This window comes from Methanocella sp. (genome assembly GCF_035506375.1).
Taxonomy (GTDB): Archaea; Halobacteriota; Methanocellia; order Methanocellales; family Methanocellaceae; genus Methanocella.
This window is the reverse complement of sequence record NZ_DATJPM010000084.1, coordinates 1-20,872: the sequence shown is the minus strand read 5'-3', so window position 1 is coordinate 20,872 and position 20,872 is coordinate 1. Positions and strand designations below refer to the sequence as shown.

Below are 20,872 nucleotides of genomic sequence, written 5' to 3'. Positions count from 1 at the left end.
TGTCTTTTAGCAATAGTTTTTACCCGACGTTCAAAGGTAGCAGATGACACTCGAAGAAGAAATACGGGCCATCCAGGAAGAGATGGATAAGACCCAGAAGAACAAGGCCACCGAGCACCACCTGGGCCGGCTCAAGGCCAAGATGGCAAGGCTCAAGGACGACCTTATCAAAAAGGCCATATCCTCCAAAGGGGGCACCGAAGGCTACAGCGTCAAGAAGAGCGGCGACGCGACGGTGACTCTGGTCGGCTTTCCCTCTGTGGGCAAGTCCACGCTCATTAACAAATTAACCGACGCCCACTCCGAGGTCGGCTCCTATGACTTTACAACGCTCGACGTCATCCCGGGCATCATGGAGTATAAGCAGGCGAAAATTCAGATACTCGACCTGCCCGGCCTCGTCAAGGGTGCCTCGGCCGGCCGTGGCCGGGGCCGGGAGGTCATATCGGTCATCCGCGGCTGCGACCTCATTTTAATGATCATCGACGTCTTCAACTACCAGCAGCTAAAAGTCTTAGAGGATGAGCTCTACGACGCGGGCATACGCATAAACCAGCGCCCTCCCGATATCACCATCACTAAGCTCATCAAGGGCGGCGTCACGATCACCTCGACCGTGGAGCTGAGCATCGACCACGAGACCATCAAGACCATCCTGGGCGAGTATAAGATGCATAACGCCCTCGTGAACATCCGCGAGGATATCACGGCGGACCAGCTTATAGACGTCGTCAGGGGCAATCGGGTCTACATTCCGGCCATCACCATCATAAACAAGATCGACCTGGTGGATAAGGAGCACATGAAATCCTTCCCCGGGGAGGCTCTCAAGATATCGGCGGACATGGAGTCCGGCCTGGATGCGCTGCGCGATGAGATCTACGACCGCCTGGGCTTCATCAACATCTACCTGAAGCCGCAGGGCGAGGCGGCGGACATGGACGTGCCCCTCATCATGCGGGAAGGCAGTACGGTCGGCGACGTGTGCGACCGGCTCCACAAGGACTTCAGGCGCAAGTTCCGCTACGCCCGGGTCTGGGGCGACTCGGCCAAGCACGCGGGCCAGCGCGTGGGCCTCGACCACGGCCTCGAGGACGGCGACGTGCTCACCGTCATCATCCAGAAGTAGCTCCGATTTCCGCTTTTAATCCACAAAATTAAACTATATTAATAGGCCTAATAATGTTTCTTCTGGTTTTTATTGTGGAGCAAGTCAGCCTATCTAGCGCTTGAAGGGGGCTTTAAAGTTGTTTCCCGACAGAAAGTTATGTCAGTAAATAAGGCGTCCGGTGGGTCTCCGAGCACGCACTGTTCCCGAGAGATCATCGCCTCAAAAGCTATAATCGCTATAAAGAAATGGACAACCATTTATTGAGCCTTAATAATTGCTGTGTTGAAATTCTCCCGTATTTTAAGTTTTTAAGGGCACGGAGGGCACTATTTTTCACCACAAAGGCACGAAGAGCACGGAGGCTCACAAAGTTTTCTTTTTAAATTAAGTTACAAAGTACACAAAGCCGGTTCATTGGCGATCAGGATACGAAGGATACGGGGGCACAGTGGAATGAACATGCGAGCACTTTTTATCATTGTGCCTTCGTATCCTTTGTATCTTAAAAGTTCAAAAAGCGGCTCTGTGCCCTTTGTCTCTTAATTATAAAAAAGACTTTGTGAGCCTCCGTGCCATCGTGTCTTTGTGGTGAAAAATAGTGCCTTCGAACACTCTGAGACTTAAAAGGGCATATTCAACACAGCATTAATAATTAAAAACATCTGCATAATTTTTTATAGTTTTTTGTAGATAAATGGTAAATACCTAGAAATTATTGTCTATTTACAAATTGTATACCAAATAATTTCTGTTACAAGGAAAGCCCTTTTATACTTAAAAAATAAAGTCAATAGATATCGGTTGAGCGCCCCGGGTGAGGATTATGGCATCGAAGGCATTGATGGACGACAGTGGCCAGATAAACTTGGACTTCCTCTTTGGGGTCGCCGTTTTTCTCCTGACGTTCATATATGCGGTGACCTTTATACCCGGCCTGTTCACACCATACCAGCCAGGCGCGATCGATCTCAGTTCGGTCGCATATCGCACGAGCGCCATACTCGTTGAGGATCCTGGATGGTATAGCCAGGGCAGTGTCAACGGCACGGACTGGGAGGATAACATCGGCCTTTTATCCAGGATCGGGTTGGCGGACGATAAGGAGCATCCGAACGTACTATCGCAATCTAAGATCGACTGTCTCAACGAAATTCTCGCTAATAGCTCTAATTATACCATTGTCCGTGACCATATGGGGCTTCATGGATCAATAGAATACGACGTCAGCGTTTCGATAAAAATGAATGGCACCGGCACAGAACTGGTGAATACGTCGTCCTGGCCTATGCGGAGCACGACCAACGTCGAGTCCATCGAGAGGAGTGTCCTGGTGGATAAGGGTAAAGAGATGTGCCTGGATATGGGTAATGACCAGGTCAACAGGGGCTCGTTATTTAACGTCAATCTGACGAACATAACCTACTCATCGATTACCGGTAACCTGACGATCAGGATATTTAACACGTCGGGCACCATCAATAACGTATTATGGTCGTCCAATGGCGCGAATTATATTTCCACATGGATATATGGGACCGATTACTTTTACTATGTGAATGGTGTGTACTACCCATCATCGACATTTTCCATCAATAGCAATGACATAGTGGAGCTGGTGATCGCTCCCAGCGCCTTCTACTCGGATGTTAATGGCCTGGTCCTGAATAAATACATTGAGATCTCAGGGACGGGCTCGATGTTCCAGGATAGCAGCACCGGCGTATCCTTCAACTATTTCCACGATAAGAAGTACCCATTGAAAAGTATATGTTACCCGGCAACCATGAGACTGGAGGTGTGGTCCGATGCGCTTGCAGGATGATAGTCGAGGCCAAATTTATACTATTGAGGGCATCGTGGCATCCTTTATACTTCTGAGTGTCCTCTTGTTTATATTACAATCGAACTCCATCATCGTTCCCCAGACTGAGCGCGCCATAGACATGAAATTATACGAGAAAGCGAGCGATACGCTGGTGGTCCTGGACAGGAACGATAACGATAGCTGGAGCACGATACAACCTCTTAAAACGTATGTGGCCGGATGGAATGGGGCGCCGGGGGAGGCCATGATGACCTGTCTCGACAATAATATTTCGGAAAAAAAAATGCTCCCTGACCAGGTCGAGTATAACCTCATATTCGTTTATAACAATTCAACTGCCTTGAACAGTAGTACGGTTATCTACCACGGCATACCAACGGATAATTCGGTGGTCGCGACGCGGCTCGTGACTCTGAACGATAATGATATTTCCACCGGATCGAGCTTCTGGAAAACCATCAACGCTACCCGACATCAGCCCGAGACCATCGAGGTCAAGCTCATTTGCTGGTACCTGTGATGGTTTTTATTTACAAGGCTATCCGATTGACGCGTTAATCCAATGTTCACTGATTATCAAATTGGATACCTGCGGCTGATTAACGTTCACAGTAAAGCTATTGTTGTCAAGCGCAGTAAGCGTTGTCGCTCCTGCCGGGGCGAGGACGTTATCATCAATCAGGAATCTGGACCATGCCCGCGGATAAGCAGTATTGAACGTAATGGTCATGCTTCCAGCTGGAACGGAATAACTGTAAACGTTAGTCGTGCTATATTGTAGATTTATATCGACGGTGGCTGATCCGCCTATCGCAGACATATTTCCCCCCAGCCTTATGACATTCATTATTAGCGTTTTTGTCTGGGGGATGTAGTAAATACGAGGCTTTAATACGACAATATCGCTGCTATTTATATTTGTCATCTCCCAGAGGCCGCCGTTCTCAATGGAAATAATGCTGGGGTCCGTACTTGACTGGAACGTGATATTGCCCGTATAATTATCATATTCCGTAACCCCGTTGAACTTGACAATGAGCTCATTCGAGGCATTATAATTCGCGATAGATCCGCCTTCCATATGGATCCGTGTCGTCTTCACGGGCGTCCCTTCCAGTGCCACCTGCTTCATATCACTGCTCAGCACGGTCAGTCCCTGTTCCATGCTCTTAAAATTGTTCTGGCTTTTTGCGGTGTCGAGCATACTGTTCCCGACCAGCAGGATAAATGCAATGCAGGTAAGCACTATCCCGAATATAAGAATATAGCCCAGTGTCTCTGAGACTGCCTCATCCTCGATGAACACCCGTTTCATAGATCTCCTCATCCCTTCTATGCTTTGAAACTTGATAGTATATCCTATTTGCGTTGATAGTATATCCGATGGGTGCCGCTGAGGCTGGACGTGCTGCCATTTACCGGTATGGTGGAACTGATGCCATTCAGCGTCATGTTAATGGACACGCCATTGGAAGGCGAATAAACGTCGATCTCCCTGTCATCCTGGTTCGGATTATTACCGCTACCGATGTCGGCCATATAGGAATTGCTGGCCACGGTCAGAGGCATGTCGAACGTCGTGGAAACGTCGAACGTCGTGGAATATTCGCCGGGTTCGGGGGCGATGAGATATGTGTCCACGACCTTGGCGGTCAGGTCATTGCCAATGTCCGTAAACTGGACTTTTGACACCGTCCGCTGGGGCCCATCGATGAACATGCTATTGGCCATGAGCAGCACGATCGAGAACAATATAGATGCGATTATGAAGGTCACGATATATTCCACGATTGAGGTTACACCCGTATCATCGCTCAATAATCCGGCTCTCATTGTCCCACACCTAAGCTATAACGACCGTCAGCGTCTCGTTATACATAGTCTCGCCATTGTTATAGTATACGGAGACCGTGGCGTTGCTGATCGTCTGGTTTTCCACACCGGGTATGGCGCTTACGCTTGCCAGGTACCCGTTCCTGGCACTCAGGCTCGCAATGTCCGAGGCGTACCCGATGAACGAGGCATTGAACATGTCCGACCTGATTTGCCCTCTCGTCGAATTATTATAACCATAATACGGGTTATTATTCTCCCGGGCCCCCAGTGAAATCGCCTCGTTTATGGTCTCGATCCGGAGGTCTCTGATGTCGTTCTTCGGGAAGCTCATTATCGAGTCTGATGATGAGTAGCCACCCATGGAGGATTGGTTGAGGAAGATCAGGAGTATGACCATTCCTATGGATATCACGACCCCTGTAAGCAATAAGAATTGGCCGGAATCATCGTCTCTCAGCATATGCTTCAACTTCCATTGACTTGCACGCTCTCGGTTATTTTACCGCCCGAGGCGTCAATACGGAATATGTAATAGCCCGAGGCGATCGGGTAGTTAATATCCCATATGGGCGTTCCAGACCCCTTCATGGTCAGGGTGATCGAAGCAGGTCCGTCCGTGGCATCGCCGATATTCGCCAGTGAATTCGAAGCTATCCCGCATGCCCTATCGCTGTCTATCAGCTTATCCGTGATGAGCTGTTGCCGGGGGAATACTCTTTCAGGCGTTTTGGCAAACGTGACGTCTTGTACAGTCATGTTCCCTATCTTAACCGTCGCCTCCTCTGAATCCGAGGCATAGGTCAGCTTCCAGGTATCGGATAGGCCCCCGTCGCAGAATTCCGAAGAGATTTCCGCTATTGACGCGTTCTTATTATTCGCCATCCAGCGTTTTACGCTAGCATCGTTATTACCAAGAGATAATGCCTGGAAGGCCGTTATCCCGGCCTCGGTCCCGTTGGTCAGGCCGGGCGCAGGCCAGGGAGTTGGGGCAGGAGCGGTCGGAGCGCTGCCATGATAATAAACGAAGGCCCCGATGGCGACCAGAGCTACTATTAGTACAGCGCCCGTTATTATATACGTTATTTTTACCATGGTGGCTCCTTTTTAAACGAGTATGATCTGGCCGTTGGCATACCTGATGCGGAGTAAAACGCTATCGCTGCCCGGATCACCGTGGTGGTCATCGGCGATGATCAATATCGAATAGTCGCCCGCAATCTGGCTGCTGTCCCAGTCAAAGCTGAACGTACGGTTGCTGTTACCGTCGAACGTGCCTGCTGGATATTTGGCGCTCGGGTATAAAGCTGTTATCGTGCCACTTGAGTCGATCTGGGTTATCGTCTCATTATACGAATAGTTACCCGTATAATTCACCTGCCAGGCGATCTTCTGCGTCGGCGGAGTCGTGTTATATCCCGTCTTGGGTAATGGCGAAAGTATCGTTACGTTGGGCCCGGGTAACGTCGATAGGGACAGGTTACCAGGGCTGGTACCGTTAACGAACAGGCTTTCCGTGGTGAACATGGCGCTATCATTGCTTCCGTCCTCCCGGGTGAAGTTAATGTAGCTCTGGTTGGTGATGGGCTGTATCGGGCCCGGCATTATTACCCGGAGCTGATAATTGAGAGTCCAGGTATCATTGAGCTTGATGACGCCCGGGTTCCACCTGAGGTCATAGGTGCCGTTCGAATTTATAGACGGGTCCTGCTGCACTACCGTACCATTGGGGTACTTGACATAAGCGCTGCCGGGAACGTAAACCGCATCCGGGTATAGCGTGCCATTGATATACGTGCAATTCGTGATTATGTGCATATCCGTCTTATTGGCGACGATCTGGTTGAGTTGTTGCGAGATGTTCCCATAGACGTATTGCAGATCAATCGCAGACGTCGTCATATTGAAAGTGCCGCCAGTGATATTGGCTATGTCGCCCAGTGTTTTCATATCGGGCATGCCCATCCCTATTGTAAATATGGTTATACTGTCGTTCTTGGCAGTATACGCCGCGGCTATATCATTGCCGGGGCTCTGGGAATAGCCATCCGAGAGTAGTATTGCCGCCTTTTTATTGGAACTATTCGAGTACGGGCCGGTGAGTTCGGCTATTGCCGAGTTTATACCCAGCGCTATTTGAGTGCCGCCGCTTGCGCCAAGGCCATTGATGGCATTATTAATGATAGTCTTATTCGTGCTGTCAACCGTTTTCAGGTGTGAGGCGACTTTCGAGCTGGTGTTGAACCATACGATGCTAACCCGATTATTCGTCATATTATTTACGAACAGTGACGCGGCAACTTTTGCCGCGCTGTCCACATCGCCTTTCTGTCCCAGCCTCTTCGGCTCCGTCAGGACCATCATATTATACGGCGCGCCGCCCATGGCGGAATTATAAATATACGCACCATAAATATGGTATGTTCTGCCGTTCACCGGGTTCGGGATGATGACATAGTTCTCATTCGCCGAATGATCGTAATTCGTACCACCGACGTATGTCGACCAATAATCTCCTGCGGAATCGTTGACCATCAAGTAATAACAAGTTCCGCTGTTATCCGAGCTATAGTTTCTATATGACGATGAAAACATAATTTCAATGCTTTGGCTCCCATTTCCATGGTAGGTATAATCATCCACAAAGTGCCAGTCCCTGGGATCGATATCATTATGGCCGTTTTTATAAACTGTCGAATACATCTTTGCGCTCATGGTACCTGTTTCAGGTAGTATATAACCTAATACAGGGTCCTTTGTGGTCGGGTAGATCGTCGTGGATAGCCAGTCCATGCTGCCCGAGCTATCGAAGATGAGGGCAATGTCATAGCTCTGTCCCCGGATCTTCCACCCGATGCCCCTGACCGTTATGTTCACGTTAATCGTATCGTTCACCGAAATGTTATATTTCGGATAAACACTGGACTTGATGCTAAGGAACGAATCATCGGTATACAGAACGTAGCATGTGCCCGATAGCGAGCCGCTGGTCGCCCTGACCGGCACCCCCATGGTCGTATCGACCAATCTATTCGAAGCATTCAAAGTAAATTGGGTAGTGAACTCTCCGCTATCGCTTGTGACACCCGTGGTAGGTCCGGATATTGAACCCAGGGTAGAGTTAAGTGAAGCCACATTGACCGTCTGACCGCTTATGGGATGGCCCCACGCATCAGTGATAGTCGTAATGATGTCGGTTGAGTGGACGTCATATGCCCCGCCCGGGGTCGTTACATTGGCATTCGCGACCGCGTTCGGATCGGCTATCACGCTAAGTACCGTGGCCGGGCCGGGGATATAACCCAATGTGATCGAGTTGTTGACGTATTTAGTGGAATTGTTCGCAGAATCAATGTCCTGGGCTGTAACCGTATAGACATCGTTGCGCACGAATATTGAAGGCGGTATGTTCACGGTCGCATAGCCATTATTATTAGTCGTAACATCGATTGAATAATTTATGTCCTGGTTCTTCACGATGGTTAAATGCTTATTTCTAACGGGATTGTACCCGGAATCGGTCGCCTGTATGGTCAATGTGTAACCTGAAGTCCCGTCGGCTAATACGGGGGAAGCGGGATTTGATGAAATGATTATGTTACTAACGTCTCCGCCTTCGCCTACGATGACCGTGGTCTTGAGCGTGCCTCCCAGGTTGCTATTGCTGACGACGACGGTGTTATTGCCCAGCAACGGGCTCATGTTGAAGAAAAACCTAACGGTGCCGCTCGCGTCCGTAACGCCTGAATACGTCCCCAGTACGGAGAAATAAGGATCATATGCCGTAAAGGTCAGGGGCACTCCGGCTGCATAGGTACTGTTCCCCAGGTCACTATAAAAGACCGCGTCGACCTCCGCGTAGGATTGAACCGGCTGGTTAGCGCTCGGATACCTGAAGAGAAAGAGATTGTTCCGGTCTAAAAACTTTACATTAGCCGATAAGCTTAAAGAGTTAATCGTCGCCGTCACGTTGGCCGTGTGAGTGCTTCCATAAGGCCCGACCGGCATGTTGGCGTTACCGCTGGCGTCCGTGTACACGGTGCCGGCATAGACGCCGTCGATGATAAAGTTCACTGCAGCATTGCTTATGGCATTGCCATTCTGGTCTTTCACCGTTGCGATGGCCATAGACGTGCTGACTCCATTGGCGAGCCTTAAAGCTGGGGAAGCCGTCAGATCCAGAGTTGCAGGCGGTCCGATGAAGGTAACAGGGATAATGGCGCTAGTCTTTGATCCAGAATTTGCCTGCACGTTTACAATACGCGCGCTCGCGTACGGCCCGATACTCATGCTTGCCACACCACCTGCATCCGTTAAAGCGGAGCCTATGCTCGTGCCGTTCACCGTGAATGTAACTGTATTGCCGCTTAAACTTCCAGATGACACGGTAACGGTAGCAGTTGCAGTGGCTTTACTCGTGCCGTCGGCATTGAGCGTCACAGGATTGACAGAAAGGCTGATTGACGATACAGTTCCAGCAGCGGTGACCTGTGGAGCCTGAGAAACAATGAATATTGCTATAGCTAATATGGCTATAGCAAACATTGAAAGTTTATTATGAACCATTTTAGCGGCCATACAAATATCCATTATAGATTAAACGAATAGGGCTTATTAATACTTTGCGTAAAGGCTTTTTATTTTTCCTTAAATGCCAAAAAAGGTATAAATTTGTGCTAATTCACTATTAAATTTTTAATAATTTTGCTATTATCAGAATAAATCTCCACTCATTGAAATAAATAAATTATTTGTTTTTGATGCTGAAGGGCAAATAAATTCTCAAAACTCTTTTATAGAAACCAGTATTACATCATTACCGAAAATTTCGTTAGCAAGTGATTCTCATGAAACTCAACCCAACGCAGGTGAAGGATAAGTTCGGCCCGATGTTCTCGCAGCGCTTCCTGACCATGGTGGACGCCTCGAAGGGCGTCGCCGAGATCGTCGAGACGTGCGCCGTGAAGGGCACCATCGAGTGGGACGCCGTGAACCGGTGCCGCGCCGGCGGGGCCATCCAGTATTGCGAGGTCGAGGGCACGACCATGGTCATGAGGGCCCGGCTGGGCGAGAGCCCCATCAAGTTCGGCCCCACGGACGTGGAGTACGGCGGCCAGGGCCTGGAGTCCGTGGCCCTCGACGGCGATAAGGTCCACACCAGGTGGGCGGGCTGCGGCGGGGCTGGCCTTGGCGTGGCTGCGTGTCTGGCGCAGGCGCCGGGCGTGCTGTACTCTATATACCCGACGGAGGAGGACCTGAAGGTCGGGGGCGCCAGGGCAAATCGAGTGGAGCTTGTCACGCCGCTGTACGAGAAGGTCACCATAGGCATCGACGACACCGATAACAAGGAGGGCGGCGCCACCTGGGTGCTGGCGCTCAAGGCCAGCAAGCTCGCCGCGGCTATCGAGGGCGTACAGCCCCTGAATCTGCGGCTCATCCAGCTTTTCCCGAAGTCTCCCCACAAGACCACGAACTGCGTCTCCTCCGCCATCACCTTCGCCGCGCGGCCCGGGGCCGTGGATAAACTCGTCGACAACGTCGTCTCGACCGTTAAGCAGGAGACCCGCTCGAATAAGACGGGCATCGCCGTGTACCGGGGCATCGGCATATCGCCGGCGCTCAACTCCTTCGGATGGGAGGTCAAAAAGCGCCTCGTCTCCGTGGAAACGGTCGAGGAGAACGTGAAGGGCACGGGCATCGAGTTCGTCGACCTCTTCCCGGACCGGGAGGGCCGCATCGGCGCGCTCGCGGCGATCGCCCTGTCCGAGGAGAGGACGGACGCGGCGGCGCTGTACAACGACACTGCCCTTCCGTTAATAAAGAGATGAGTGCGATGCTCTGGGAGACGATCACGGCGCGGGCCGTGGCCAACTACGCCCGAATCGCCGTCGGCGTCGGCCCGCAGTACGCGGAGAAGACCGTCGACGCTGCGGAGAAGGCCGCCGAAAGGGGGCTCGCAAGAGTCACGCTCGTCAGCCCGCAGCCGCTAAAGACCGTGCTGGATACTGTGGTCTCCGATAAGCCCGACGAGGCGCTCATTAACCTGCTAAAGGACGGCAAGGTCGACGGGGTCGTCCGGGGCTCTCTGGGCGCCAACTCGACGCTGAGATCCCTCAAGCGCATCATGGGCCTCCCGCGAGTCCTCCGGGTGTCGCTGCTGCGCACGCCTTCGGGCCGGTTCTTCTTTTTTGCGCCGGTGGGCGTGGACGAAGGGTGGACGGTTCCGGAAAAAATAGAGCTGGGCGAGGCCGGCGCTGCGCTGGTGCGCAGGTTCGGCGTCGAGCCTCGCATCGGCGTTCTATCGGGCGGCCGCACGGAGGACCGCGGGCGCTCGTCCAGGGTCGATAGGACCATGGACGACGCCGAGGCCGTGGCCGCGGCGCTTAGGTCAAAGGGAATCGATGCGAAGCACGCGGCGATATTGTTCGAGGACGCTGTGAACGAGTACGAATACATCCTGGCGCCCGACGGCGTCTGCGGCAACCTCATGTTCCGGTCGCTGTGCCTGGTCGGCTGCGGCGAAGGCTATGGGGCCCCACTCGTCGGGACCGACATCGTCTATGTGGACACGTCCCGGGCGGGAAGCGGATACGACCATGCCATCTGCCTGGCCAGTGCCATGGTGACAAAAAAGCCTTTATAAATAATTTTGATTGATATAGACGCTTCTGACTATCTTCTACAGTATTATGGCATGGTATCGGTCATACCACAGAGCGCGCAGAGACTTTTATAATTTTGATCCCTTGGGATAGATCGTCGATGAGATACAGAGATGGCAGAGACACAGAGGCGATCAATATAACACCCCCGAAGCTACCGGATAATTTTATTAATAGCCTCTTCATCTAGTGTATCTCATCGAAGATAAAAATGGGAGTGCTTTTTGCCCTGTGCCTCTGCAATCTCTGTGCCTCTGAAGGAACAAAAAGCGGGCCCTGTGACCTCTGAGTCCTCAGCGCCTCCATTTAATAAAAACTTTGACAGTAGTTCCGTGCTTGTGTCATGATCGTTTGCTGCTCTTTAAGGCACAACGGTGACGGGGGCACTATTTTTCACCACAAAGGCACGAAGAGCACGGAGGCCCACAAAGACTTTTTTATAATTAAGATACAAAGGGCACAGAGCCGCTTTTTGAACTTCTAAGATACAAAGGATTATGAAGGCACGATGGCAAAAAGTGCTCTTGCTAATTCCACTGTGCCCTTGTATCCTTCATGCCCTGATCGCCAATGAACCGGCTTTGTGATCTTTGTAACTTAATCTAAAAAAGACTTTGTGAGCCTCCGTGCCATAGTGCCTTTGTGGTGAAAAATGGTCTCCTCAGTGCTCTTCGAGCACTTAAAGCCAGAATGAAATTTTAAGGCGAGCAAGCAGGCGCCTTTACTATAAGCACGTAACTACTGTCTGCGCGCTCTGTGGTACAACCGATACCAGGAATGCCACAACTTAAAAGAAACACCAATCACATTAAACAATAATATCCTACCATTCTAATTTTTCGCCCGCTTTAAGGTCCACTTTCGCGATAGTCCCGGCGGGCAGCTCGATAGCGTACATGAAGCGGCTTTTGGGAAAAGCGGTGCCCACCCATGGCCGGACGTTCTCCTTCAGGTCGACGATCCGCCTGTCGGGGTCCAGGAAGACCACATCGATGGGGAACCTGACGAAGAGCATGTGGATGCCGTCGTATGTCACGCGGCCCATGTCGAAGATAAGCGCCCCGGCAAAGCTCTTCCGGAACATCAGGCCGAGAAGTTTCGAGAGGAACGAATCGGCGATCTCGATGTCGGCTGAAACGATGCGGCCGCCTTCGGCGGTGAGGCTCATGAAGGAGCCTATGGCAGAAAAACTATATATGAATATTGGGACTAGGTATGTAGCCGTGGGTTGAATGGATCTCATCGCATTCTTATTAAGCTTCGTCGTCATACTGGGCGCCTGCGAGTTCTTTACGAACGGCGTCGAGTGGACAGGCAAGCGATTCAACCTATCGGAGGGGGCTGTCGGCAGCGTGCTCGCAGCCATAGGCACGGCCCTGCCGGAGACGCTCATACCGCTGATCGCGATACTGATGATGGGCGGGGAGGCGGGCGACGAGATCGGCATCGGGGCCATCCTGGGCGCACCATTCATGCTGGCGACGCTGGCCCTATTCATCTGCGGCCTCTCCGTGCTGGTATTCGCCAAACGCCGGAACACCCGTACCCTGCATGTCAACGGCCAGCTCATCCGCCGCGACCTCACTTTCTTCCTGCTGGCCTATTCACTCGCCGCTATAGCGGCCTTCGTTCCCACCGAGTACGGTATTTTCAAGACTGTGCTGGGCTTCACGCTCATACCCCTTTACATCGTTTATACGATATACACTCTCAAGTCCGGGGAGGCAGTCGGAGGCGTGGACTTAAAGGGCCTTTACTTTGATAAAGTGATCAAGCGCTGCCTGCCGGGCAGGCCGGACAAGGACTGCCCGGAGCCCCGCGAGCCCTCGACCGTGCTCATCGTGCTGCAGGTACTCGCGTCGCTCGCGGCCATCATCCTTGGCGCCGACCTTTTCGTGAACCAGATCAGCGCCATAGCCGCGGTCATCGGCATAAACCCGCTTATCCTGTCGCTCGTCATCAGCCCCATCGCGACCGAATTGCCGGAAAAGTTCAACAGCATGCTGTGGATCCGTGAGCGCAAAGACACTTTCGCCATCGGGAACATCACCGGCGCCATGGTCTTCCAGAGCTGCATACCCGTGACGATCGGCATCCTGCTGACGGGCTGGCACCTGAACATCGCGAACCCGGCGGAGCTCCTGGAGGCGCTCACCATCGGCATCGCTCTTTTGTCCGGCGTTATACTATATATCGAGTCCAGCCAGAAGGAAATAAAGATGTCCGGGCTGATGCTCGGCGGGCTGTTCTACGTCATCTTCTTCGCCGCAGTATTGCTTAGTATCTAAACTCCAGCAAAGGCCCTAAAAAAAGCTTCACCAACATTTTTTAGCCACGAAGCGACACGAAGCGGGCATGAAGTTGCTCTAAGACTTTTTAAGTTGAGTACTTCGTGGCTGAAACCGTCTTCGTGTATCTTATTATATTTTCGAGGGCCTTGATAGATTAGCGCCCGAGTATAGCTCCTATGTCAGTGGTCGGGGGCATGTTGCGCTTATGTTCGTTATCCCGGACCCGTTCCATGATGTGCGCGAACGCGGCCTCGTCCACGCCTGTCTCCTTTTGTATCTCGCCATAGGAGAGGCCCAGGTCGAAGACGCCATACAGTATCTTATCCAGCGCCTCGTACGTGATGCCCATCTCGCCCTCGTCTGTCTGGCCCTTCCACAGGCCCGCAGAAGGCGGCTTTTTAATAATATCGTCCGGCACGCCCACGTGCTTCGCCATCTGCCGCACACGCGTCTTATACAGGCCGCCGATGGGCAATATATCCACGCCGCCGTCGCCGTACTTCGTGAAGTAGCCCATGAGCAGTTCAGTCTTGTTGCCCGTGCCCAGCACGATGCGGCCGTCCAGATTCGAGGCGAAATAGTTCATGATCATTCGGACCCGGGGCTTGACATTGGCGTAGGCTAGCTTGCACTTCTTCGGCCCGAGCCTCGGTCGGGAGGCGTAAACGGCCTCGACGATCGGGTCGATCTCGATGAGCTCGTAGTCGATGCCCAGGCTTCTGGCGAGGCCCTGCGCATCCTCCACGTCCTGCGGGCTGTTGGAGGTCGTGTCGGGCAGCAACAGGCCGTAGACATCGACGACACGCGCCGCCAGTATCGCCACGAGCGCCGAGTCGATGCCGCCGCTCAGCGCCACGACGGCGCCGCTGGTTTTGCTCGTCTCGACGACCCGGACTATGGATTCCTCGATCTCGTTCTCACACTTCACCAGCTCGTCCCGGGAAAGTAAAAGGCCCTTCATCACCCCATAATATGTGCTGCCGGGCTTAAAAGATTGTTATGAACATTTTTATGGAAAGCGGCCTTAATGTAATTGGTGAACGCCGTTGGCCCGACCCTACCCGGTATTGCTGGCAGTCCTGGGCGCAGTCCTTTTCGGGGCCAGCGCGCCGCTGTCAAAGGTCCTGCTAGGCGAAGTCGACCCTGTTCTCCTGGCCGGCTTATTATATCTTGGCTGCGGGATCGGGCTTCTGATCTTTAAGCTTCTGCTTCGTGCCTCGGGGGCGGCCGGCGGAGTGCCGCTTGACCGTAAGGATGTACCATGGCTTGCCGGGGCAGTGCTTGCCGGGGGCGTGGCCGCGCCTATCGCGCTGATGCTCGGGCTGCGGAGCACTCCGGCCGCGACGGCCTCGCTGCTGCTGAACTTCGAGTGCGTGGCGACGACGATCCTTGCCGCTTTCCTTTTTCAGGAGTATATCGGCAAGCGCATCTGGCTGGCCGTAGGCCTTATAACTCTGGCAAGCGCCGTGTTGTCCTTCTCAGGCTCACAGTTTGGCCTGTCCCCGGGCGCGCTGGCGATCATCCTGGCCTGCGTGCTCTGGGGCGTGGACAATAACCTGACCAGGAATATCTCGTCCAAAGACCCGCTCTCAATCGGCATCGTGAAGGGGCTCGTCGCAGGCACGTTCTCGCTTCTGCTGGCGCTCGCGCTCGGGGCCAGGCTACCGGGCCTGCAGGCGTTCGCCGCCGCGATGCTGCTGGGGAGCCTGAGTTACGGCTTGAGCATCGCATTATTTATCATGGCCATGCGGTCCATCGGGGCGGCGAGGACGAGCGCCTGGATGGGCACCGCGCCGTTCGCCGGGGTCGTCATATCCTTTATCATATTCCGGGCCACTCCCTCGACCACGTTCCTCATCGCGCTGCCCCTGATGGCGCTGGGCGCTTTATTGTTGTTCGGAGAAGAGCATGCCCACACCCACATCCACGTCCACGGGACCATAACGCATGAGCATATGCATGCCCATGATGACCATGACCACGGGCATGAACATTAAAAAAGTAAGTTATATTTTGAGCTTGCCGGCCAGGATGTCCCTGTTGGCCTTTTCGAGGTCCTTGTGCGTGCCCACGTCGCTCCAGTATATGCCGGTCGAATCGTAGCCGCATAATTTACCGAGCGCGGCGATCTTCGGGAACACGTCCGTCTCGATAGAGCCCACATCGGGCATGAAATCGACGACCTGGGGCTCCAGCACGTAGAGCCCGGCGTTCATCTTATAGGGCAGGACGGGCTTTTCCCGGAACTGCGTTATCTTATTGCCGTCCAGGTCGATGATGCCGTAGGGCGAGGGCATGTTGATCATGTTGATGGTGCCCCAGCACTCCATGCCGACGTGGAAGGCGACGATGCCGGAAATATTGGCATTCGATACGATGTCGCCGTTCATGACGATGAACGTGCCGTCGATCTTATCCCGGGCGGCCTTGATGGGGCCCGCCGTGCCCAGGCGGTTATCCGGGTCCTCGTAGGAGTACTCGATGTGCATGCCGAGCCCGCTGCCGTCGCCGAAGTATTCCTCGACCCGGCCGCCGCACCAGCCCACGAGCAGGACGGCCTCGTCCACGCCGTGGTGGCTTAATAATTCCAGCTGGCGCTCCAGGATGGGCTTTCCGCCCACCTTCACCATCGGCTTCGGCAGGTTATCTGTCAGCGGCTTCAGCCGTTCGCCGCGGCCGCCGCACAGTATGAACGCTTTCATGTCATCTCACGCTATAGAAGTCCTTGATCCGGACGGTATCCTCTAAAAAGGGTGTCGAGACCTCGTGCAGGACCGTGTTCTCGGTGGCCACGATGGTATGCGGCACGTTCGGCTCGATGCGGACCGTGTCGTTCTTGCCGAAGTGCTCCTTGTGGTCCTCGAACTCGATGTAGCCGACGCCCTCGATGATGTACATGGTCTCGTCCTTGCGGGGGTGCTTATGGAACGAGGTCTGGTATCCGGCCCGGATGTAGAGCTCCTTGGTCAGGTACTTGTCCGTGCTTATGAGCACTTTCTCATACCCCCAGGGCTTGTCCGTCTTATTCTTATACTCCTTTCGGACCTCCTCCAGCTCCCTCACCGTGTCAACGGTCGCCCAGAACACGCCGTCCTCCCGGTAATACCCGAGGCGGCTCGCCTCCGCCAGCCGCGGGAACAGGGCGTGCTCCAGGGTCCGGCCCTCGAAGTTCGAGACCTCGACGTCGTGGTTAATGCAATAGATGCCGCCGTTGATGTAGTACTCCAGCAGAGGCTTCTCCTTGAACGAGCGCACCTTGTCCTCGCCGAGATCCACTATCCCGTAGGGGCTGTGCATGCGGGTCACGAACATGGTGACGGGGTACGGGTTGTTCCTGTGCTTGAGCATCATCTTCTTTAAATTGACGTCCGTGACCACGTCGCCGTTCCTCACGACGACGGCCTCGCCTTTCGCCAGCTGCATGCCCGCCTTGAGCGCGTTCAGCGTCCCCAGCGGCTTGTCCTCGACGTGGTAGGATATTTTGACGCCTTTGTATTCGTTCCCGTACCTGGACTCGATCATATCGCTCTTGTAGCCCGTGAGAAGGATGGCCTCGTCGATGCCGGCGGACGCGAAATCGAAGAGCTGCTTGTCCAGTATGGTGACATTATCCTTGATCTCGACGAGGGGGGCGGGAGTGTTGTCCGTATAGGGCTTTAGCCTCTTTCCGGAGCCGCCGCAGAGTACCATGCCGATCATGGAGACCACCCGAAGAATAAACCGTGATACATTGAACTCTCTCCTATTTAGCTCGCTCCCCCTACATAAAAACTTTTTCGGGCCATCAAAATACTATCGGCCCATTTCCCCAGACAACTTTATAGTGGTTTGTATGTTTACTATTTTTTATGACTGTTCATCTTGTCCCGTGGGATACCTCACGTAACCTGCTGAGCCTGACCGATGAATTATATGAGGCTGCGGGCACCCTCGACTGCGTGTCGAAGGGCGACCTCGTCGCCGTCAAGCTTCACGTGGGCGAGCTCGGCAATCCCTATTACGTCCAGCCCTTCTTCGTCCACCGGCTCGTGCAAAAAATAAGCGAGGCCGGCGGCAAGCCGTTCCTCACTGACTCGAACACGTACTACCTGGCGCGGCGCCATGATGCAGTAGACCACTTCCAGACCGCCATGGCGAATGGCTTCGGCTTCTGCCAGTTCATCTCCGCCGATGGCCTGCGGAGCGAGAGCGGCCGGCCGGTGAAGACGAAGGGAATACTAAAGGAGATCGAGGTGTCGGGCGCCATCGCGGAGGCGGATGCCATGATCGTCGTCTCCCACGACAAGGGCCATGCCCTCACGGGGTTCGGCGGCGCCATCAAGAATATGGGCATGGGCTGCACAACCCGGGCCGGCAAGCTCCGGCAGCACCGGACCGTGGGCCTGAAGATCGACGAGGGCAAGTGCGTCGGATGCGGCCTCTGCCGCAAGGTGTGCGAGATGAGCCTGCCCGAGATCGTCGGCAATAAGGCGAAGAACGTCTCGAAGGAGTGCATGCGCTGCCCCGTCTGCATGGAGGCCTGCCCCAAAGGCGCGATAAAGCTTTTAAAGAAGAATAACCTCGGTAAGGCGCTCGCGTCGGCGAGCTACGGCGTGCTCTCAACTTTCGGGAAGAATAAGGTATCCTTCGTCAGCTTCGCCGAGAACATCACCCAGTTCTGCGACTGCGTGCCCGGGCCCGGCAGAGTGGTGATGAACGACATCGGCATATTCGCGTCCGACTCGCCCGTGTCCGTGGACGCGGCCTTCCTCCAGAGGGCTGACTATAAGATTTTCGACGAGGCCTACGACGTGGACTCCTGGACCGAGGTCAGGGAGCTTAAGGAGCTCGGCATCCCGGGCGAGCTCAAGCCGAAAATAGAGGAAATATAATTAACGGGCCGGAGTGCCGGGCTTCACGGCGTTCCTGTCGCTCAGCGCCTCTTCCCAGAGCAGGTCGTAGTCCTGGGGCTTATTCAGGAACTCAAGCTTCCCGATGTCCCGGACCAGGCCGTACATCTCCTTTCCTTTATTGAGGCCGATTTTCGAGATGCTGGCGGGCTTGAGGAACCGGATGTCCGGTATGTGGTCGCACCGCCCGTTGCGGATGAGGCGCCCGTCCGTTAATTCAAAGTACGCCCCTCCGCCGCATTTCTTGTAGGGCTCGTACAGGGAAGAGAACTCGCGGGATACCCAGTTCGACATCTTCAGCTCCTTATTTGAAGGGTTTATAGTCACGTGCCCGTAGCCGGGAGGTATGAGCACATGGTCTCCTTCGCCGGCCTCGATCATGGCCACGTCCACGATGCGCCCGTCCACGCACTTCTGTAAAAGATAGTGCGCCATGCCACGGAGCACTTCATAGACCTCGGGATAGGTGCAGCACGTGCCGGGGACGCACGGGTGATAATGCCCGGCGGTCTTGACGTACTCGCTGCCGAGCTTTCCGGGCGGTATGACCGTGATGTCGAAGCGTAAATGATTATCCAGCATGAGCGACCGGTCATTCCGGCTCAGGGCGAGGTCCCGATACATATAATAAAGGTCCATGTCCGGCGCGGTCTTAAGCCAGTCCATGTCGTAGATGACCTCCCGCATCTCGCTGAGCTTTCGCACGTCGGGCTGTACCGAGCCGGGGCCGAATTGGAGCGCTCTCTCCATTTTACACCATACCTATATTCGAGACCTACCTTTATATTTTTTAAGGCAGTAATGTGCCGGAGTAACCGAATTCTTTATAAGGCCGCGATGCCGTGACGTTATGACTATGGAAGACATTGACCAGAATAAGGTCTTTTATATGTGCAGGACGTGCGGCTTCGTGTTCGAGGAGAACCCGGACTGCTTTCCAGTAAGATGTCCGCAGTGCGGCAGTGAAGATACCGAAAGGACCTAAAAAAACAAACATTATGGCGGCCTTTGGGGCCGCGAAAGAAATGTTAAGACAATTTACTTCATCTTGTTGAGGAATCCCTGCAGGCCGGACCTGTGGCGGTTCTCGTCCGCGGAGGCCCGAATGAAGAACGCCTCCGCATCGCTGTTGCCCTCTTCCTTCGCGACGCGGGCCGCGTCCATTTTTTCCTTCGTGGCCATCGTCTCGCCGCCGAGCATGTACTCGAGATTCTCCTTCGTGCCCTTTATCTTGCTCAGCATGATCGCGACTTCGCAGGCGTGGCCCGCCTCTTCCATCGCCAGGCCTCTTAGATACGTGGCCACCTCGGGCAGGTTGTCCAGCTCCGCTTTCCTGGCCATGGCCAGGTACAGTCCGACCTCCATCGTCTCGCCGGTGAAGGTTTGCTCCATGATCTTCGTTAGTTTCGACATAATCAAGACTCCTCCAGGATTCTTTTATTCCTTCTCCTCATCAACCTTATGCATCGCGCCCCTGCGTGCTCCGCACTTCGGGCACAGGTGGGGCCGGATGACGGCCTTCGTCACGTTCCCGCAGACATCGCATTTGAAGCTTAACATACGGTTACCTCTTCATTCGTCTTTATTTGTTCGTTTGTTATAGAACATATTCGCGTATTCATATAAAGATTTTTTCATTAAAGACCCGTAAACCTCTCAAGACCGCACGAATACGGTTTCAGCCACGAGGTTACTCTAAGCGGGCCTGAAGCGACACGAAGACATTAATAAATATTTTTGCTGCGTTGAATATTGATAGGTCATTGTATAGCAAATAGTCTTATTTTTATCATTTGCGTAATAGCCAAATTTATCGATAGTTTCCGATTATCATTTTCAAGTTTTATGCTTTGTTGAATATGCCCTTTTAAGTCTCGGAGTGTACTGAGGCACTATTTTTCACCACAAAGGCACGAAGAGCACGGAGGTCCACAAAGACTTTTTTATAATTAAGAGACAAAGGGCACAGAGCCGCTTTTTGAACTTATAAGATACAGGATATGAAGGCACGATGGCAAAAAGTGCTCTTGTTCATTCCACTGTGTCTTTGTATCCTTCGTGCCCTTATCGCCAATGAACCGGCTTAGTGTACTTTGTAACTTAATTTAAAAAGAAAACTTTGTGGGCCTCCGTGCTCTTCGTGCCTTTGTGGTGAAAAATAGTGTCCTTTGTACACTCTGAGACTTAAAAGGGCATATTCAACAAAGCATAAAACTTGAAAATGATAATCGGAAACTATCGATAAATTTGGCTATTACGCA

At 53.3% G+C, this 20,872-nt stretch carries 22 protein-coding genes; 10 read left to right on the top strand and 12 right to left on the bottom strand.

Features of this window, described 5'->3' with window-relative positions:
- Positions 1–43: 43 nt before the first annotated feature.
- The 3 genes from VMC84_RS11705 to VMC84_RS11695 all read left to right on the top strand — a co-directional run bounded on the left by VMC84_RS11705 (position 44) and on the right by VMC84_RS11695 (position 3,456).
- A complete protein-coding gene (locus VMC84_RS11705; RefSeq protein ID WP_325380854.1) occupies positions 44–1,129 on the top strand; it encodes a GTP-binding protein in 1,086 nt (361 codons plus the stop codon).
- Between the two features lie 805 nt (positions 1,130–1,934).
- Positions 1,935–2,933, top strand: a complete 999-nt coding sequence (locus VMC84_RS11700; protein WP_325380852.1) for a DUF7287 family protein — start codon at positions 1,935–1,937, stop codon at positions 2,931–2,933.
- Positions 2,917–3,456, top strand: a complete 540-nt coding sequence (locus tag VMC84_RS11695; RefSeq protein WP_422656059.1) for a DUF7288 family protein — start codon at positions 2,917–2,919, stop codon at positions 3,454–3,456. Before VMC84_RS11700 ends, VMC84_RS11695 begins: the two co-directional genes overlap by 17 nt.
- Before the next feature lie 18 nt (positions 3,457–3,474).
- Here VMC84_RS11695 and VMC84_RS11690 read toward each other — a convergent pair whose 3' ends face one another.
- Genes VMC84_RS11690 through VMC84_RS11670 form a run of 5 tightly spaced genes read right to left on the bottom strand, consistent with a single transcriptional unit; the run spans position 3,475 to position 8,897 of the window.
- Entirely contained in the window at positions 3,475–4,251 is a 777-nt protein-coding gene (locus VMC84_RS11690) for a DUF7289 family protein (RefSeq protein ID WP_325380848.1), read from the bottom strand.
- 44 nt (positions 4,252–4,295) lie between these two features.
- Positions 4,296–4,754: a DUF7266 family protein gene (locus VMC84_RS11685; RefSeq protein ID WP_325380846.1), complete on the bottom strand. Its 459-nt coding sequence runs from the start codon at positions 4,752–4,754 to the stop codon at positions 4,296–4,298.
- 25 nt (positions 4,755–4,779) lie between these two features.
- Complete coding sequence (locus tag VMC84_RS11680; RefSeq protein ID WP_325380844.1) at positions 4,780–5,232, bottom strand: hypothetical protein; 453 nt, start codon at positions 5,230–5,232, stop codon at positions 4,780–4,782.
- Between the two features lie 5 nt (positions 5,233–5,237).
- Positions 5,238–5,864, bottom strand: a complete 627-nt coding sequence (locus VMC84_RS11675; RefSeq protein ID WP_325380842.1) for a hypothetical protein — start codon at positions 5,862–5,864, stop codon at positions 5,238–5,240.
- A gap of 12 nt (positions 5,865–5,876) precedes the next feature.
- Entirely contained in the window at positions 5,877–8,897 is a 3,021-nt protein-coding gene (locus VMC84_RS11670) for a VWA domain-containing protein (protein ID WP_325380840.1), read from the bottom strand.
- On the opposite strand from VMC84_RS11670, the gene VMC84_RS11665 reads away from it, so the two are divergent.
- The 3 genes from VMC84_RS11665 to mtxX all read left to right on the top strand — a co-directional run bounded on the left by VMC84_RS11665 (position 8,890) and on the right by mtxX (position 11,412).
- Positions 8,890–9,270: a hypothetical protein gene (locus VMC84_RS11665; RefSeq protein ID WP_325380838.1), complete on the top strand. Its 381-nt coding sequence runs from the start codon at positions 8,890–8,892 to the stop codon at positions 9,268–9,270. The two genes, VMC84_RS11670 and VMC84_RS11665, sit on opposite strands and share 8 nt — an antisense overlap.
- Before the next feature lie 346 nt (positions 9,271–9,616).
- A complete protein-coding gene (locus VMC84_RS11660) occupies positions 9,617–10,597 on the top strand; it encodes a tRNA(Ile2) 2-agmatinylcytidine synthetase (protein ID WP_325380836.1) in 981 nt (326 codons plus the stop codon).
- Positions 10,598–10,602: 5 nt separating this feature from the next.
- On the top strand, positions 10,603–11,412 hold the full coding sequence (gene mtxX, locus VMC84_RS11655; RefSeq protein ID WP_325380834.1) for a methanogenesis marker protein Mmp4/MtxX: 810 nt from the start codon (positions 10,603–10,605) through the stop codon (positions 11,410–11,412).
- A gap of 842 nt (positions 11,413–12,254) precedes the next feature.
- Here mtxX and VMC84_RS11650 read toward each other — a convergent pair.
- Entirely contained in the window at positions 12,255–12,599 is a 345-nt protein-coding gene (locus tag VMC84_RS11650) for a DUF192 domain-containing protein (RefSeq protein ID WP_325380832.1), read from the bottom strand.
- 64 nt (positions 12,600–12,663) lie between these two features.
- On the opposite strand from VMC84_RS11650, the gene VMC84_RS11645 reads away from it, so the two are divergent.
- Positions 12,664–13,719, top strand: a complete 1,056-nt coding sequence (locus tag VMC84_RS11645; RefSeq protein ID WP_325380830.1) for a sodium:calcium antiporter — start codon at positions 12,664–12,666, stop codon at positions 13,717–13,719.
- A gap of 157 nt (positions 13,720–13,876) precedes the next feature.
- Here the strand turns inward: VMC84_RS11645 and VMC84_RS11640 are convergent, their stop codons facing one another.
- Positions 13,877–14,683: an NAD+ synthase gene (locus VMC84_RS11640; RefSeq protein WP_325380828.1), complete on the bottom strand. Its 807-nt coding sequence runs from the start codon at positions 14,681–14,683 to the stop codon at positions 13,877–13,879.
- A gap of 85 nt (positions 14,684–14,768) precedes the next feature.
- On the opposite strand from VMC84_RS11640, the gene VMC84_RS11635 reads away from it, so the two are divergent.
- Positions 14,769–15,719 (top strand): DMT family transporter, encoded by a 951-nt coding sequence (locus VMC84_RS11635; RefSeq protein ID WP_325380826.1) that lies wholly within the window; start codon positions 14,769–14,771, stop codon positions 15,717–15,719.
- Positions 15,720–15,728: 9 nt separating this feature from the next.
- Here the strand turns inward: VMC84_RS11635 and VMC84_RS11630 are convergent, their stop codons facing one another.
- Together VMC84_RS11630 and VMC84_RS11625 are read right to left on the bottom strand one after the other, a co-directional pair.
- A complete protein-coding gene (locus tag VMC84_RS11630) occupies positions 15,729–16,424 on the bottom strand; it encodes a nucleotidyltransferase family protein (RefSeq protein WP_325380824.1) in 696 nt (231 codons plus the stop codon).
- Position 16,425: 1 nt separating this feature from the next.
- Positions 16,426–17,421, bottom strand: a complete 996-nt coding sequence (locus tag VMC84_RS11625) for a sugar phosphate nucleotidyltransferase (protein WP_325380822.1) — start codon at positions 17,419–17,421, stop codon at positions 16,426–16,428.
- Between the two features lie 149 nt (positions 17,422–17,570).
- Between VMC84_RS11625 and VMC84_RS11620 the strand changes: the two genes are divergently transcribed.
- Entirely contained in the window at positions 17,571–18,593 is a 1,023-nt protein-coding gene (locus VMC84_RS11620) for a DUF362 domain-containing protein (RefSeq protein WP_325380820.1), read from the top strand.
- Here VMC84_RS11620 and VMC84_RS11615 read toward each other — a convergent pair whose 3' ends face one another.
- Positions 18,594–19,361: a glucose-6-phosphate isomerase family protein gene (locus VMC84_RS11615; protein WP_325380818.1), complete on the bottom strand. Its 768-nt coding sequence runs from the start codon at positions 19,359–19,361 to the stop codon at positions 18,594–18,596.
- 106 nt (positions 19,362–19,467) lie between these two features.
- Between VMC84_RS11615 and VMC84_RS11610 the strand changes: the two genes are divergently transcribed.
- A complete protein-coding gene (locus tag VMC84_RS11610; RefSeq protein ID WP_325380816.1) occupies positions 19,468–19,596 on the top strand; it encodes a hypothetical protein in 129 nt (42 codons plus the stop codon).
- Between the two features lie 53 nt (positions 19,597–19,649).
- Here the strand turns inward: VMC84_RS11610 and VMC84_RS11605 are convergent, their stop codons facing one another.
- Together VMC84_RS11605 and VMC84_RS11600 are read right to left on the bottom strand one after the other, a co-directional pair.
- Positions 19,650–20,024 (bottom strand): ferritin family protein, encoded by a 375-nt coding sequence (locus VMC84_RS11605; RefSeq protein ID WP_325380814.1) that lies wholly within the window; start codon positions 20,022–20,024, stop codon positions 19,650–19,652.
- Positions 20,025–20,048: 24 nt separating this feature from the next.
- Entirely contained in the window at positions 20,049–20,171 is a 123-nt protein-coding gene (locus VMC84_RS11600; protein WP_325380812.1) for a hypothetical protein, read from the bottom strand.
- Positions 20,172–20,872 lie beyond the last annotated feature (701 nt).